The following is a 16,113-nucleotide window of genomic DNA, read 5'->3' as shown; positions in this document are numbered from 1 at the left end:
TGACAGAAATATAACAGAATTGCATGTAACACTGCAACGTGTGACACAATAATGTTGTTGCATGAAACAATGTTAGGACATCACATGAAAAAATCAGACTTATCAAAAACTTACAGAATACGCGGGGAATTCGTTGAAACGATCAAAGGAAAATCACTTGATTTCATTATCGAAACCAAGGAAAGAATTGAAGAAGCAGATATAATTAATGCTTTAATTTATAAGCACTTAGACAGCATTACAGCTAAAGATGTAACAAAATATATCGAGGAGATAAAAAAAGCGGACTGATTATATTCGTCGATCCTGACTACTAAAAAAATTAATGCGATCTCCCCTATTCTCTCAAATAAATAAACCGACTTTATAGTCGGTTTTTTAATCAACTTCGCATAATGCAGATTGATGTTAAATTACGTGAATTTGCAAGTATTATTATCCTAGCAAATTCACTATGTAACATAATCTGTCAGTTACATTATGCGAAATAATACAATATTAATAATTTGATATGTAATGACTTTTATAATACTCAATTTCCCTCAAATCTGGATGTATGTTGACATGCACTCAAATATTAAACACAATGCTTTCACTATATAAATGTGTTTATACCAATAACAATGCCTTCGATTTATCAATTAAAACCAGCATTTCAGAATTTACTTCGCCCATTTGTACAATGGCTTTATTCTAAAAAAATCACAGCGAATCAAGTTACGCTCTTAGCCATGTTCATTTCTGTAGCCTTAGCAATCGCACTTTATAGCCTGCATCTTTACCAACAACCTTTAATCCTATTTTTACTATTGCCTGTATGGATGTTGCTTCGTATGGGTTTTAATGCAATTGATGGCATGCTCGCGCGTGAATTCAATCAACAATCAAAACTTGGCGCATATTTAAATGAAATTTGCGATGTCATCTCAGATTCAGCGCTTTATCTATGTTTTTTAGGCTTAGCCTTTGTTAATTCCTATTTATTAGGTTTGGTCGTATTTCTGGCAATTCTGAGTGAATATGCTGGCGTTATGGCACCTTTAATTGGTCAGGAACGTCGTTATGATGGTCCTATGGGCAAAAGTGATCGTGCATTTTGGTTTAGTTTAATTGCAGTATGTGTCAGTTTTAGCCCATATTTAATTCAAAATAACTACACAAATTCAATCATTTACATCTGTAATGGACTGCTTGTTTTTATTGCAGCACTATTGGTTTTGACAATTTATAACCGTATTAAAAATAGTATTCAACTTTAAGGAAAATCAGATGCAAAGCTCACAAAAACATATATTTACTAGCCATGATGATACCCAATTAGCCTATCAACATTGGCCAGCGGCTACAGAACAAGACATAAAAAAGGCAATTATTTTATTCCATCGTGGACATGAACATTCTGGCCGTATGGCACATTTGGTCAATGAGCTTAATCTACCAGAATTTGATTTCTTTGCATGGGATGCTCGTGGACATGGAGAATCACCTGGTTTACGTGGTGATGCGCCAAGTTTCTCTGCATGTGTAAAAGATATTCAATATTTTGTGCAACATATTGAATCTACGTATAATATTTCATCAACCAATATTGCAGTTATTGGTCAAAGCGTTGGCGCTGTTTTAGCGGCAACTTGGGTCCATGATTATGCACCAAAAATCAGAGCTTTATGTCTAGCTTCACCCGCATTTGATATTAAACTTTATGTCCCATTTGCGAAAACAGGCTTAACGGTTCTCAGCAAAGTTAAAGGTAATTTCTTTATTACCAGTTATGTAAAAGCCAAAATGCTGACGCATGATGTTGAGCGTGCAAAAACCTATGATACAGATCCACAAATTGCCAAAGCCATTTCTGTACGAATGCTTTTGGGTTTATATGCTGCCTCTGAGCGTATCGTCAATGATGCACAAAATATCTTTGTGCCCACTCAGGTTTTATGCTCTGGCTCTGATTTTGTGGTGTTCCGTAAGCCACAACGACAATTCTACGAAAAACTTCCTCATCCACGTAAAGAATTTCATGTTCTAGAGGGTTTTTATCACGATACTTTAGGTGAAAAAGATCGTCATATTGCAATCGAAAAAATTCGTCGTTTTATCTTACAAAGCTTTGCTGAAGACTATCAGGCGCCAGATGTACTCAATGCCGATAAAATTGGTTCAAGCTGTGCAACTGCTGAACAATTGAGTAGTCCACTTCCCGCTTCTTCAATCAAGAATCTGCTCTGGAATTTAACCAAACGTAATTTAAAACTCGGCAGCAAATTCTCCCGTGGTCTTAAAATTGGTGAAGATACCGGTTATGACTCTGGCAGTACTTTAGATTTTGTTTATCGCAATCAAGGTGAAAGCAAAAACATTCTCGGCAATATCATTGATCAACAGTATTTAAATGCAATTGGTTGGCGTGGCATCCGCGTGCGTAAACAGCATATCGAGCAGCTATTGGCGAAATATGCACAAGTTCTAAATAAGCAACGCAAAGACATTCGCATCCTAGATATCGCCGCGGGTCATGGTCGCTATATTTTAGATGCAGTCAGTCAACTACCAACACCACCGAAGTCCGTCTTACTAAGAGATTATAGTCAGTTAAATGTTGATTCTGGTTCTGCATTGATCCAAGAGCGAAAGCTTGAAAATATTGCTCAATTTGAATTAGGTGATGCTTTTGACACGGCGTCATTGGCCAAAGTTAAACCAAAGCCAAATTTGGTCATTGTGTCTGGGCTTTATGAGCTATTTAGTGATAATGACTTATTAAGACAATCACTTTCAGGTATTCATCAAGCCATGTTACAAGGTGGTTTCCTGATTTACACGGGACAAATTTGGCACCCGCAACAAGAATTTATTGCACGTGCTTTAACTTCACACCGTCAAGGCGATGCTTGGGTGATGCGCTTACGCTCACAAGCCGAAATGGATGCACTGGTTGAACAGGCAGGCTTTAAAAAAGTAGATCAATGCATTGATGAATTTGGTATTTTTACAGTTTCGGTTGCCCAAAAAATTTAAATAAAGACCTTTTATGCAAAATAATATTTTAGATCGTCAACTGGGTACATGGAAATGGGGGCTACTCTGTTTAGTCTTTTTAGCCCCCTTTTTCTTTTTAACCTATGGTTTTGCAAATCAGTATGCATCCAGTTTAACGAATGTTCCGAGTATCGTTTTCGCTTGGGAACATCACATTCCACTTTGGGCATGGACCATTGTGCCTTATTGGTCGATTGATCTTTTTTATGGTCTATCTTTGCTATTGTGCTGGAATAAATTTGAATTAAAACAACATTCACTTAGGCTATTTTTTGCCCAGCTTATTTCCATTAGCTGCTTTATCATCTATCCACTCAAGTTTAGTTTTGAACGGGCTGAGTTAGATGGTTTCTTTGGACTCTGGTTTGATGTGTTGATGGGTTTTGATAAACCTTTTAACCAAGCACCCTCCTTACATATCGTACTTTTGGTGATTTTGTGGGATTTTTATCGTCGACACATCAAGCCAAGCTACCGTTGGCTGGTTCATATTTGGTCATTCCTGATCGGACTCTCTGTTTTAACCACATGGCAGCATCATTTTATTGATATTCCATTGGGTTTACTGGCAGGTGCGCTATGTTTATGGCTGTTTCCACTCACAGTCAAACCACCTTATCAAAAAGATCCATTACAGCAACGTACCCGCAAACATTTAAAATTAGGCTGTTTTTATCTGATAGGCGCCTTACTGTGTCTGATACCTGTATTCTTATTTAAAGGCACTTGGCTATGGATGTTATATCCAGCCATCAGTCTATTGCTAATTGCATTGGCTTATTTCACGGTTCGACCGCACTTTTTTCAAAAACAACAGAATGGCCGAATGACGGTTGCTGCGTACTTACTGTTTGCCCCTTATTTTCTAGTGGCAAGGCTAAATAGTCGATTATGGACTTATCGACACCCTGAAGACTCCCTGATTCTGAACTTAAACGGCGTGGATCTCTATCTGGGTCGTATTCCATCTGCTGAACATAGCAAACAATATGATGCTTTATTTGATTGCTGTGCTGAGTTAGCGGTAAATCAGTATGTACAACACTATGAAAAATTTAGCACGCTCGATTTGATCCCCATCCAAACTAAGCAACTACAGGTAGCCGTAAAAACATTCGGTCGTTTGATTCAGCCTTTAAGACAGAGCAATCAAGCACAAAAGGTTCTAATCTTCTGTGCGCTTGGCTATTCGCGTAGTTGTAGTGTATTGATTGCCTGGTTGTTACAGCAGAATCATGCCACTGATGTTGAAGAAGCCATTGCCTTAATCCAACGATGTCGTCCCTGGATTGTTTTGAGTGAGACACATATTGCTGAAATTAAACATTTCCAAATGCTACTCACTCAGGAGATGCAATAATGAAAATGAATTTTGTTGTGGTAACGCGCCTGTTAAAGCAGAGTCAGAGTATTTTAAAGTCAGGCTATTTGGTCTTTGTTTTGTCAATTATTACCTTATCTTTATTTTCGAAAATGCAGATCCTGATGCCTCTTTTACTTGTTACAGGGCTATTGATAATTCATCATTATTTATTTATTCGAATTGAGCTTGATCGAGGTTTGTTGCAGCATATGGTTGACCAATCTGATGATGCAGAAAACCTGACTCAACAACTTGACCAAGCACTGTTAGACTTAAAATTGATGCCTGCAAATAAAGCTGGCCGTGATTGGTTGGTACGCTTCAAGGGATGTTTGAGATTACTCAAAATACAGATCGCTATTGTCTTGGTACAATATGTGGTATTCATCATACTGTTTTATAAATTAGCGCATAGATGAAGATTGAATGAAAAAAAATATAATCACACAATCCTTTGCCCGTTTTATTGCTTTCCTCACCCGTCGTGGTGCAAGGTTATTAACAGGTGCAAGAAGTTTATGGGTTGGCTGTGAGCCTGAACTTAAACAGCGGATCTACTATGCCAACCATAATAGTCATATCGATTTCATTTTATTATGGTCTTCCTTGCCCATTCATATACGCCGACAAACACGCCCAATCGCAGCGTCCGATTATTGGTTAAAAGATGGATTTAGACGTTTCTTAATTCAAGACACCTTTTCGGGCGTCACCATTCAACGTAATCGTAGCGATCAACAAGATCCCTTACAACCAGTGAAAGATGTCTTGGCGGAAGGCTATTCGATTATTTTCTTTCCTGAAGGAACACGGAACTTAAATGACGATATTGAGTTACTTGAATTTAAAAGTGGTCTGTATTACCTCAGTCAACAGTTTCCTGAAGTTGAAGTTGTTCCCGTTTGGATTTCTAATTTAAAACGGGTGATGCCCAAAGGTGCATTTATTCCTTTACCTCTACTTTCTACTGTTATTTTTGGTGAACCTTTAGCTTTAGATCAATTCGCAGATAAAGAACAGTTTCTACATCATGCTCAGCAGCAATTATTAAAATTAAAAGAGGCCGAGAATCAATGAGTTTAGATAATCTGCAACAAACTTATCTACTGTTTGGCATCTTCGCTGTGATTTTAGTGATTGCCTCAAGTATTGGCTTTATCCTGAAACAAAAAGCAGGAGCAACGCCATCTCCAGTGATTGATAACTTAAATGCCCGTATCAATGCGTGGTGGATCATGCTGATTGTATTAGCAGCCGCCATTCTATTGGGAAAAACCGCTTTTATTGTGCTGTTTGGGCTTATTTCATTTTTTGCATTGCGTGAATTTATTAGTTTATTACCGACACGGCGTGGCGACTACCTGCCTTTGCTGATCGCGTTCTACTTTGTTATTCCCTATCAATATTATTTGGTCTACACCAATTGGTATGGGTTATTTTCGATTTTCATCCCGCTGTATGTATTTTTACTCATTCCAATTGCCAGTTTAAAGCTGGAAGATACCACACACTTTTTGGAACGCAGCGCCAAAATTCAATGGGGTTTGATGGTCAGTGTATTCTGTATTTCCCATGTTCCTGCTCTGTTAAACCTAGATTTACCCCAATTTAAGGGGGAAAAGATCTGGTTGGCGATTTGGCTGATTATGGTGGTTCAAGCCTCAGATGTACTGCAATATGTGTGCGGTAAACTATTCGGCAAGCATAAAGTCGCGCCAACCCTATCCCCTTCAAAAACCGTAGAAGGATTGCTAGGTGGCATCATTTTGGCAACGGCGCTGGGCGTACTCATGTCATCATTGACCCCATTTAATTATTGGCAAGCCGCACTGATTGGATTGATTGTCTGTATCTTTGGTTTCTTCGGTGGACTGGTCATGTCTGCAATCAAACGTGACCGTGGGGTAAAAGATTGGGGGCAACTCATTCAAGGTCATGGTGGTATGTTAGATCGTATCGACTCTATCTGCTTCTCTGCACCAATCTTCTTCCATATTCTACGCTATTGGTGGAGTTAACCCCTAAAATGAAGAATCGCCAATGCTGACTTCACGATAGAACTTAGGTGTCACATTGGTCCATTTCTTAAATGCCCGTGAAAAATGCGAAATATCAGCATAGCCCAAACGTTCCGCAATTTGCTCAATCGAAAGCTTAGATTGCTTTAACAGCTGTTCAGCTTGTTTACGGCGGACTTCAGCAACAAGGATTTGAAAAGAAGTTTGTTTGCTGCTTAATTGGCGCTGTAAGGTTCGTTCTGAGAGATGCAGTTTTTCAGCGACCTGTTTTAAAGATCGGAAGCCATCATGCTCGTTATATAGTAATGCTCTGACTTGTGAGTCCACACGACCCTTTTGATTCCTTTTTTGTGCAAGTTTATACGCATCTTGTTCACACTGTTGTTTACTTAATCGTGCCAATAAAGTATCTGCTGTCTTTAATGGTAAAGACAACCACTTTTTTTTAAAGCTTAAACAATCCTTATCACAGTCAAAATAAATATTTAAATCATTAAACTTTTTAATATTTTTATAAAAATCAGGTTTTTCCTGCTGCAACTGAAAATGAATTTCAAGTTTCTGCTGAGCCAAGTTTTCCAAAATTTGCGAAAAACCCAAAATTAAAAACATCAGTCCATATCGATGCAGTTTAAATTTTGGTGAAGGTTGTTGGAAATATAGATAGGCCATTTCGCCTTCTATGCTTAGCTTGGGTTGAAAAACGGAACAATGTAAGCCAATGAATTGTTCCAGAATTTTTATTGCCTCTTCCAAGTTATCTACAGCTGTTGCTGCAATCCCGACATGCCCATAGCAAGAGACTTTCATCTCTTCAGCAAGATAGATGCAAATTGCAGGCTCACCTGTCAATAAAGCAGCTTTTTCTAATAAATGGTTAAAAATATGAAAGTCGACATACCAAAATGGTGCATTCAGCGTCTGTATGGAAATTCCAGTTCCAGCCAAAAGTTGTTCTGAAGAGACACCCCATTTCTGTATGACATCAACCAATAGATTGACATAAGTACCTGGTAATTCTGGATTCATATTTGCTCCATTCAGTCAGAACCTATTTGGCGTGAAATGGTAAATGTTGGCGCTTAATGAACTATGACATTTTTTTAAATTTAAGCATAGTAGATTGATCTAAAAAACGGCTCTGAGAAAGTGACCCTATTATGAATATTTTGATTGTACATGCGCATCCAGAACCACAATCATTTACCGCAGCCCTTAAAGATACCGCGCGGCAGACTTTTGAACAGCAAGGTCATACTGTCGAGATTTCTGATCTCTATGCAATGAATTTTAATCCTGTTGCTTCAAAAGATGACTTCTCATCTTTAAACCAAGCAGATTATTTAAATTATGCACTTGAACAACGTCATGCATTTAAACAGCATCATTTAGCACCTGATATTCAGACAGAAATCGAAAAAGTTCAACGTGCTGATTTGGTGATTCTAAGCTTTCCTTTGTACTGGACTTCTGTACCCGCGATTTTAAAAGGTTGGATTGATCGTGTGTTTGTATCTGGTCTATTTTACGGTGGTAAACGCTTTTATAACCATGGCGGTATGTTGGGTAAAAAAGCCATGCTGTGTTTAACACTCGGTGGCCGCGAACATATGTTTGGTGAAGGTGCTGTGCATGGTCCTCTTGAGCATTATTTATCACCTCTGCAACGTGGCACACTTGCCTACGTTGGCTTTGAGGTACTCCCGCCATATATAGCCTATCATGTTCCTTATATCAGTCAGGAAGATCGACAGAAGATTTTGGTGGATTTCGAACAATACTTACAAGGCTTAGACGATCTACAGCCCTTAGCCTTTGCACTATTGGAAAATTTTGATGATAGAATGAATCCACTGGCATAAAGCTGTGATCTCAATGATTAATCATTGGATTTAAAGCTTCCTCCCATTGAGCTGATTAAATTAACAGTCGTTTGATATTGCTTACTCATCAATGACCAAACACTGTTCTGTGCAGAAAGACGGCTATTTTGGGCCGTCAGCACATTTAAATAACCAACAATGCCTGCTTTATATTGATTCATGGTACTACGTTCGGCACGTGTAGCCGCAGCTAAACCCTGCTGTTCCTGAGCAACTTCTTTCGATAGCAAATATTGCGCAGCAATATTGTCTTCAACATTTTGGATGGCAGATAATACTGTTTGCTTATAGGAAGCAGCACTTGCATCATAGGCGGCCTTTGCCTGCTCTGTTTGTGCGTGACGAAGTCCTCCATCAAATAACGTTGCTGCAAGTGTTGGTCCAACGGACCAGATAAAATTAGGTGCATTAAATAAATCACTTAACTTGCTACTTTTATATCCTAAGCTGCCACCTAAGCTAAAATCAGGGAAGAAAGCCAGTTTAGCGACACCAACCTGTGCGTTTGCCGCTGCCATGGTTCTTTCTGCTGCGGCTACATCTGGACGGCGTTGTAAAATACTTGAAGGTAGATCAACTGGAATTTGTGGTAATACGGGTAATGTTTTCGGCATCGTCAATTGAAACTGATCTTGAGGTTGTCCAATCAGCATGGCGATCGCGTGCTGTAATTGTATTTGCGATAATTGCATCTCTGTATAGTTGGCGAGCGCAGTTTGATATTGACTTTGTGCCTGATCAACCGTGGTTGATGCAACAATACCTGCTTTATATTGGTTTTGTGTTAGCTGTAATGATTTCTGCAGGTTTTCCAGACTTTCTCGCTGAGACTGTAATTGAAACCCTTGTACCACCCACTGCAAATAGCTACTTGTGAGTTGTGCCTGCATACTGAGACGAATCGAGTTAAGTTCAGCCTCACTCGCCTGAGCTTTGTCCTGATTGACCAATATATTTTGACGGACTTTTCCCCAGAAGTCAGGTTCCCAACTGGCACTCAGACCAAGGTTATAGTTTGTTGTCGTACCACTATCACCTGATTTAGCTCGGGTTATAGCGCTATTGCCTGTAATCGTTGGTCGTGCACCTGCTTTAGCTTGATTGAGCAAAGCCGTCGCTTGACGGTATTGAGCTTCATATTGTGCAATCGATGCATTTTCACGATTGAGCTGGTCTACCAACTGATTAAGTTGCGTGTCCTGAAAAATTTGCCACCATTCACCTTTAGGTAAACTATCACTTGGCACCGCAATCTTCCAACCTTCTGTTTCCCATTTTTTAGCATCCAAGCCATATTGTGAGGGTTGAGAAAACTGCGTCCCAACATTCACTTTTGCTGTTGGTTCCGGCTTAATCATTTGACAACCTGATAACACCCCCACTAAACCCAAAGCAATAAAATTCAGTGTTTTAAAAGATTTGGTTGGGTTGTGTAATGAAAAAAACTGATACATCTGGTTGTCCTCTTTTTTATTTTTTCAAACTTAATGGCTTAGCTGGGAATAAATTTTGAAACCTGCGTTTCCCCCACCGACTTAATTGATCGATATATAAATACATCACAGGGGTACTATATAAGGTTAATATCTGGCTAATAATGAGTCCGCCTACGATTGATACGCCCAAAGGAACATGTAACTCAGCGCCATCCCCTCGACCCAAGGCCAAAGGCAATGCTCCAAATAAAGCTGCAAGCGTTGTCATCATAATGGGACGAAAGCGTAGTACTGAAGCATCCAGAATTGCAGTTTCAGGCGTTAATTTCTGCTGTCGTTGTAAGGTCAAGGCCACATCAATCATCATAATGGCATTTTTCTTAACGATCCCGATCAGTAGTAAAATCCCAATCAAGGCAATCACGCTAAATTCCATTTTAAATAAAACTAATGCAATTAAGGCACCTAAACCCGCTGAGGGTAATGTCGAAAGAATCGTTAAAGGATGGGCAAAATCTTCATATAAAATCCCCAGTACAATATAAATCACCACAATGGCGGCCAAAATCAGCAAGGGTTCTGAACTTAAAGAAGATTGAAACGCTTTGGCTGAACCTTGAAACCCACCCCGCACCGAGCTGGGAACTTGTAATTCATTCATTGCCTGATTGATCTGATCAGTCGCATCTGATAACGAATAACCTGCATTCAGGTTAAAGGTAATGGTACTAGCAGCAAATAATCCTTGATGGTTAACAGACAGTGAGGTATTTGCAGCTTGCCAGGCACTAAAAGTAGATAAAGGAATAGATTTCCCTGCACTATTTTGCACATAGATGCCGCGTAACGCCTCGACCGTTCGGGCATACTCAGGGGCAACTTCTATCACCACATGATATTGATTCATCGGATTGTAAATCGTGGAGACCTGTCTTTGCCCAAAAGCATCATTTAACGTGCTATCCACCTGAGCTTGAGTAATCCCCAACGACTTCATTTTGTCATGGTCAAAAGTCAACTTTGTTTCCAGCCCTTTCACATCCTGATCACTGGAAACATCAGTCAAAGCGGGAAGCTTATTCAATGCAGCCTGAATTTTAGGTGTCCAGCTTCGTAGTGTATTGAGATCATCTCCCTGTAAAGTATATTGATAACTGGCATCACTTGAACGCCCACCCACATTGATATCCTGTACTGGTCTCAGGGTAAAACGGGTTCCTGCTTCATGCCCCAATGACTTACGTAAACGAGCCATAATCTGATCAGGAGTATCGTTTCGTTCACTCAGCGGTTTTAACGCCAAAAATAAATTGGCACGGTTCATTTGTGAACCTCCTGCTGTTCCCATGACATGGTCAACAGCAGGATCTTTAGCAATCGCTGCAATGTAGTTTTTGAGTTTCTGATTCATGGCATCAAAAGAAATATTTTGATCTGCGACTAAAGACCCAATCATCACACCAGTATCCTGCTGCGGAAAGAAGCCTTTGGGCACTGCAATATATAAATAAATATTCAGCCCAATCGTAAAAATAAAAATGATCAGTGTGATTGCTTTATACTGTAGTGCTACAGCTAGACTTCGCTTATAAAGCAAGGTTATCCGCCCAAATAGACCTTGTTGTTTCAGATACGTATCATTTGATGCAACCAAAAGCGCTTCACTATCAGTGATTACCTCTGTGCTGGGATTATCCGTTGATTGATCGAACTTAAGCTGTTTAATCTGATTTTGTTTCAGCCACCATGCACATAACATCGGTGTGGTGGTCAGTGAAACCACCATCGAAATTAAAATCGCGTAGGTCAAGGTCATGGCAAACTCATGGAACAACCGTCCCACAATACCGCCCATCAATAGAATTGGCACAAATACCGCGATCAAAGAAATACTCATGGATACCACCGTAAAACTGACCTCTTTTGCGCCAGTAATAGCGGCCTGCATCGGACTCAGACCTTCTTCCATTCGTCTTGAAATCGTTTCCAGTACCACAATGGTATCGTCTACTACAAATCCTGTCGCAATAGTCAATGCCATTAAACTAATATTATTCAGAGAGAAGCCAGAGGCATACATCAGAGCAAAGGTACCAATCAGCGAGATCGGCACCGTAATTGCAGGAATTAGGGTGGCACGGCCATTTCTCAGAAACACAAACACCACAATGATTACCAGCATCACTGCAATCAACATAGTCCGTTCAATCTCCCTCAACGAGGCTTGAATGGTCTTGCTGCGGTCAACAGCGGTATGGATTTCAATTTGTGGTGGTAAGGCCTGCTGTAATGTTGGCAGAGTATCCTTGATGCGTTGAATCGTCTCAATCACATTGGCATTCGGTTGTTTAAACACCATGATCAAAACTGAAGGCTGATCTACATAGTAGCCTGCATTACGAATATCGAGTACAGCGTCTTTCACTGTTGCAACATCGGAAATTCGTACAGCCGCACCATTCTTATAACTGACAATCAATGGAATATAGTCTGCGGCTTGTTTAGCCTGATCATTAGCCTGCACTTCCCAAAGCTGATCTTTCTGTTCGACAAACCCCTTTGGACGATTGGCATTGGTTGAGGTAATTGCGGAGCGAACCGTGTCTAATCCAATGCCATGATGCGCCAACTGACTTGGATTTAGCTCGATTCGTACCGCAGGTTGCGCCGCACCACCAATACTGACGTCTCCTACACCATCAATTTGTAAGAGTTTTTGTCCTAAAATGGTATCGGCAACATCATACATCTGTCCACGCGATAGTGTTTTTGAAGTAAGCGCCAAAATCATGACCGGTGCATCGGCCGGATTGGCCTTGCGATAAGTCGGGTTGTTTTGTAGACCCGAAGGCAATGAAGCAAGCGAGGCGTTGATCGCTCCCTGTACATCACGTGCTGCGCCATTGATGTCGCGATTCAGGTCAAATTGCAATGTAATCCGAGTCGACCCCAGCGAGCTTGAGGAGGTAATTTCATTCACCCCTGCAATACGTCCTAAATTACGTTCCAATGGTGTTGCAACTGTCGCCGCCATGACCTCTGGACTTGCACCTGCTTGCTTGGCTGTTACAGAAATAGTCGGAAAATCAACTCGTGGGAGTGATGCCACAGGCAAAATATTAAATGCCAGTACCCCCAGCAACACTAAGCCTATACTAAGTAAAGTGGTGGCCACAGGACGGCGAATGAAAGGCGTTGAAATACTCATACGTCATCCACCTGTGGCTTAAAGTGTTCATAAGGTGGTAACTCACTGGCATGCTTATCTGGTCGATGATCCCCCTTTATTCGTTGTGCCAGATGATCAAAGGCTAAATACACCACTGGCGTGGTAAATAAAGTGAGTAACTGACTGAGAATCAGGCCTCCGATCATGGTAATCCCGAGCGGATGACGTAGTTCTGCGCCCATGCCACTACCAATCACCAAAGGGACTGCACCCAATAAAGCCGCCATGGTAGTCATCAAAATCGGTCTAAAACGCAATAAGCAGGCCTGATAAATTGATTCAATGGGGGTCAAGCCTTGATGCCGTTCTGCTTCCAAGGCAAAGTCAATCATCATGATGGCATTTTTCTTGACGATACCGATAAGCAATACAATCCCAATAATGGCAATAATGTTAAGATCATTATTGGAAAGTACCAATGCTAACAATGCACCAATCCCTGCAGAGGGTAAGGTAGATAAGATGGTGAGTGGATGAATGAAGCTTTCATAGAGAACGCCCAAGATGATGTACATCACGACAATCGCTGCAATAATTAACCAAACGGTATTGCTCAAAGAAGCTTGGAAGGCTAAAGCTGCCCCCTGAAATTGAGTCATCATGGTGCTTGGTAACTGCAACTGCTGTTCGGTATCTTTCACCGCTTGAACAGCTTGCTGTAAAGAAACACCTGTAGCAGTGTCAAAGGAAACCGTTGCTGTTGGAAATTGCCCGAGATGATTGACCTGTAGCAAAGTACTTCTTGGCTGGATCGTTGCAATATTGCTTAAACGCACAGGTGCACCATTACTTGAAGGGATATATAAATCCTGTAATGCCTGTAACCCATCCTGATCTTGCCCAGATAACCCAAGCACCACATGATATTGATTGGTTTGGGTGAAAATCGTGCTAATTAACCGTTGTCCAAATGCATTATAAAGAATGTTGTCGATACCCGCCGTAGTCACCCCATACTGCGCAGCAGCATCTCGATTAATATCAACATAAACCTGCAAACCTTTATCTTGCCAGTCACTGGCCAGATTCTTAAGTTCGGGACGCTGTGCCAATGCATGCATCAATTTCGGTACCCATGTCGCTAAGTCACTGGTACTGGTCGATTGCAAGGTAAATTGATATTGAGTACGACTTTGCCTCGCGTCAATGGTCAGATCCTGTGCAGGCTGTAAGTAGACCGTCATGCCTTGAGCCTGATTTAAACGTTGTTGTAAATCGCTCATCACGGTCTGAATATCTGGTCGTGCGGATTTATCTTTCAAATTAATCAAGATACGACCTGTATTTAAAGCGCTATTGGTTCCATCAATGCCAATAAATGAAGAAATACTTTGCACTGCGGGATCATGCAAGATGATTTTTGCGGCTTCCTGCTGCTTAACACTCATCGCCTGAAAGGAAATGGTTTGGTCAGCCTCTGTCGTGGCAATAATCTGTCCTGTATCTTGTACTGGGAAAAAACCTTTGGGGATAAAAACATACAACATTACGGTAAACACAAAAGTGGCAATCGTCACCACCAAGAATAATCCCTGACGTGCCAGTACCCATCGTAATGCAGTGGAGTACATTCCTATCAGTTTGTCAAAAAAACCTCCCATCGCATGATAAAAACGTCCTTGCTCTGTCTCTGGAATATGCTTGAGCAGCCTTGAAGACAGCATCGGAGTCAAAGTCAGCGAAATAAAAGCAGAGATTAAAATAGAGACGGCCAAGGTAACGGCAAACTCTCGGAATAAACGTCCGACCACGTCGCCCATGAATAGCAATGGAATCAATACTGCAATCAACGAAATTGTCAGGGAAATAATGGTAAAACCAATTTGTTCCGAGCCTTTTAATGCGGCTTGCATTGGGGGCTCGCCCTGTTCAATATAACGGGAAATGTTTTCGATCATCACGATCGCATCGTCAATCACAAAACCTGTTGCAATCGTAAGTGCCATCAAACTTAAATTATCGACTGAAAATCCAACTAGATACATGACAGCAAAGGTGCCAACCAAAGAGAGCGGTAATGCAACTGCGGGAATAAAAGTTGCACGAATACTGCGTAAAAATAAAAACACCACAATGATGACCAATACCATTGCCAATATCAGTTCAAACTCGACATCCTGAAGAGAAGCCTGAATTGTGGTGGTACTGTCATTTAAGATTTCTACTTTGGCCGATTGCGGAAAACTGCTTTGTAGTTGTGTCAAAATTTGTTTAATCTGATTTGCCACCTGAATCACATTGGCATTCGGTTGACGTTGTACATTGATAATAATTGCAGGGGTCTGCGTTGGCGCATTATTGTTATTATGTCCGACCCAGGCCGCCAAGCGAACATTTTCAGCTGAATCTAGGGTTGACGCAATATCAGACATTCGAATCGGTGCGCCATTTTTATAGGCAATAATCAGATTTTTATAGTCATCCACCGTATGTAACTGGTCATTCCCATCAATCGTTGATGACTGTACTGAGCCGCTAATCGTGCCCTTTGCCTGATTCACATTCGCAGCAGTAACTGCGGTGCGAACATCTTCCAAGGTTAAGCCCATATTCGCCAACGCGGCTGAGTTTACCTCTAACCGGACTGCGGGGCGTCGTCCTCCACTCACACTAATCAACCCGACTCCACTCACTTGAGATAGTTGTTGGGCTAAACGGGTATCAACCAAATCTTCCAGCTTGGTAATCGGCATCTCTCTGGAACTGATTGCGATAGTCATAATCGGCTTATCAGCAGGATTTACCTTGCTATAGGTTGGTGGTGTGAGTAAATCAGAAGGTAATAAATTATTCGAGGCGTTGATTGCTGCCTGTACTTCCTGTTCAGCAACATCCAAAGCTAAATTGAGATTAAATTGTAGTGTAATGACCGATGCACCATTAGAACTGGTGGACGACATTTGGCTTAGACCAGGCATCTGTCCAAATTGACGTTCGAGTGGTGCGGTAATGGTTGAGGCAATTACATCAGGGCTAGCGCCAGGATATAGCGTCGTCACCTGCATGGTTGGATAATCAACTTCAGGCAAGGAAGCGACAGGTAAAAACTTCCATGATACCAATCCACACAAAAAAATTGCGACCATGACCAGTGTAGTCGCTACAGGCCGCTGAATAAATAAACGAGAAGGATTCATGAACACTC

The 16,113-nt window shown here is 41.0% G+C and carries 12 protein-coding genes; 8 read left to right on the top strand and 4 right to left on the bottom strand.

What is annotated here, in order from left to right; all coding sequences use genetic code 11:
* Nucleotides 1–84: 84 nt before the first annotated feature.
* The 7 genes from F895_RS09060 (at nt 85) to F895_RS09090 (ending at nt 6,420) form a co-directional block, all read left to right on the top strand.
* The gene (locus tag F895_RS09060; RefSeq protein ID WP_005241520.1) at nt 85–291 is read left to right on the top strand and encodes a hypothetical protein; all 207 of its coding nucleotides are present in this window, start codon (nt 85–87) and stop codon (nt 289–291) included.
* Nucleotides 292–623: 332 nt separating this feature from the next.
* Nucleotides 624–1,259, top strand: a complete 636-nt coding sequence (locus tag F895_RS09065) for a CDP-alcohol phosphatidyltransferase family protein (protein WP_005241518.1) — start codon at nt 624–626, stop codon at nt 1,257–1,259.
* Between the two features lie 10 nt (nt 1,260–1,269).
* Nucleotides 1,270–3,018, top strand: coding sequence for a bifunctional alpha/beta hydrolase/class I SAM-dependent methyltransferase (locus F895_RS09070; RefSeq protein WP_005241516.1), 1,749 nt, complete (start codon nt 1,270–1,272; stop codon nt 3,016–3,018).
* Nucleotides 3,019–3,031: 13 nt separating this feature from the next.
* Nucleotides 3,032–4,399 carry a phosphatase PAP2/dual specificity phosphatase family protein gene (locus tag F895_RS09075; RefSeq protein ID WP_005241513.1) on the top strand — a complete coding sequence of 456 codons (1,368 nt, stop codon included), beginning with the start codon at nt 3,032–3,034 and terminating at the stop codon, nt 4,397–4,399.
* On the top strand, nt 4,399–4,821 hold the full coding sequence (locus F895_RS09080; protein WP_005241512.1) for a hypothetical protein: 423 nt from the start codon (nt 4,399–4,401) through the stop codon (nt 4,819–4,821). Before F895_RS09075 ends, F895_RS09080 begins: the two co-directional genes overlap by 1 nt.
* Before the next feature lie 7 nt (nt 4,822–4,828).
* Nucleotides 4,829–5,479, top strand: coding sequence for a lysophospholipid acyltransferase family protein (locus F895_RS09085; RefSeq protein WP_005241510.1), 651 nt, complete (start codon nt 4,829–4,831; stop codon nt 5,477–5,479).
* Nucleotides 5,476–6,420, top strand: coding sequence for a phosphatidate cytidylyltransferase (locus F895_RS09090; protein WP_005241508.1), 945 nt, complete (start codon nt 5,476–5,478; stop codon nt 6,418–6,420). Before F895_RS09085 ends, F895_RS09090 begins: the two co-directional genes overlap by 4 nt.
* Nucleotides 6,421–6,423: 3 nt before the next feature.
* On the opposite strand, the gene F895_RS09095 is transcribed toward F895_RS09090, so the two are convergent.
* On the bottom strand, nt 6,424–7,449 hold the full coding sequence (locus F895_RS09095) for an AraC family transcriptional regulator (RefSeq protein WP_005241506.1): 1,026 nt from the start codon (nt 7,447–7,449) through the stop codon (nt 6,424–6,426).
* Nucleotides 7,450–7,580: 131 nt separating this feature from the next.
* Between F895_RS09095 and F895_RS09100 the strand changes: the two genes are divergently transcribed.
* A complete protein-coding gene (locus tag F895_RS09100; RefSeq protein WP_005241498.1) occupies nt 7,581–8,282 on the top strand; it encodes an NAD(P)H-dependent oxidoreductase in 702 nt (233 codons plus the stop codon).
* A 17-nt stretch (nt 8,283–8,299) separates the two neighbouring features.
* Here the strand turns inward: F895_RS09100 and F895_RS09105 are convergent, their stop codons facing one another.
* Genes F895_RS09105 through F895_RS09115 form a run of 3 tightly spaced genes read right to left on the bottom strand, consistent with a single transcriptional unit; the run spans nt 8,300 to nt 16,105 of the window.
* Nucleotides 8,300–9,757 carry an efflux transporter outer membrane subunit gene (locus F895_RS09105; protein WP_005241495.1) on the bottom strand — a complete coding sequence of 486 codons (1,458 nt, stop codon included), beginning with the start codon at nt 9,755–9,757 and terminating at the stop codon, nt 8,300–8,302.
* Between the two features lie 16 nt (nt 9,758–9,773).
* Nucleotides 9,774–12,947, bottom strand: a complete 3,174-nt coding sequence (locus F895_RS09110; protein WP_005241492.1) for an efflux RND transporter permease subunit — start codon at nt 12,945–12,947, stop codon at nt 9,774–9,776.
* A complete protein-coding gene (locus F895_RS09115; protein WP_005241486.1) occupies nt 12,944–16,105 on the bottom strand; it encodes an MdtB/MuxB family multidrug efflux RND transporter permease subunit in 3,162 nt (1,053 codons plus the stop codon). Before F895_RS09115 ends, F895_RS09110 begins: the two co-directional genes overlap by 4 nt.
* Between the last annotated feature and the right edge of the window lie 8 nt (nt 16,106–16,113).

It is taken from the genome of Acinetobacter sp. CIP 64.2 (genome assembly GCF_000369645.1).
Classification (GTDB): Bacteria; Pseudomonadota; Gammaproteobacteria; order Pseudomonadales; family Moraxellaceae; genus Acinetobacter.
This window is presented reverse-complemented; position numbering and strand designations above follow the sequence as displayed.

Coding starts and splice junctions, on each gene's coding strand:
- F895_RS09095 (WP_005241506.1), bottom strand. CDS start 7,449: ATGAATCCAGAATTACCAGGTACTTATGTCAATCTATTGGTTGATGTC.
- F895_RS09080 (WP_005241512.1), top strand. CDS start 4,399: ATGAAAATGAATTTTGTTGTGGTAACGCGCCTGTTAAAGCAGAGTCAG.
- F895_RS09090 (WP_005241508.1), top strand. CDS start 5,476: ATGAGTTTAGATAATCTGCAACAAACTTATCTACTGTTTGGCATCTTC.
- F895_RS09110 (WP_005241492.1), bottom strand. CDS start 12,947: ATGAGTATTTCAACGCCTTTCATTCGCCGTCCTGTGGCCACCACTTTA.
- F895_RS09085 (WP_005241510.1), top strand. CDS start 4,829: ATGAAAAAAAATATAATCACACAATCCTTTGCCCGTTTTATTGCTTTC.
- F895_RS09115 (WP_005241486.1), bottom strand. CDS start 16,105: ATGAATCCTTCTCGTTTATTTATTCAGCGGCCTGTAGCGACTACACTG.
- F895_RS09060 (WP_005241520.1), top strand. CDS start 85: ATGAAAAAATCAGACTTATCAAAAACTTACAGAATACGCGGGGAATTC.
- F895_RS09065 (WP_005241518.1), top strand. CDS start 624: ATGCCTTCGATTTATCAATTAAAACCAGCATTTCAGAATTTACTTCGC.
- F895_RS09075 (WP_005241513.1), top strand. CDS start 3,032: ATGCAAAATAATATTTTAGATCGTCAACTGGGTACATGGAAATGGGGG.
- F895_RS09105 (WP_005241495.1), bottom strand. CDS start 9,757: ATGTATCAGTTTTTTTCATTACACAACCCAACCAAATCTTTTAAAACA.
- F895_RS09100 (WP_005241498.1), top strand. CDS start 7,581: ATGAATATTTTGATTGTACATGCGCATCCAGAACCACAATCATTTACC.
- F895_RS09070 (WP_005241516.1), top strand. CDS start 1,270: ATGCAAAGCTCACAAAAACATATATTTACTAGCCATGATGATACCCAA.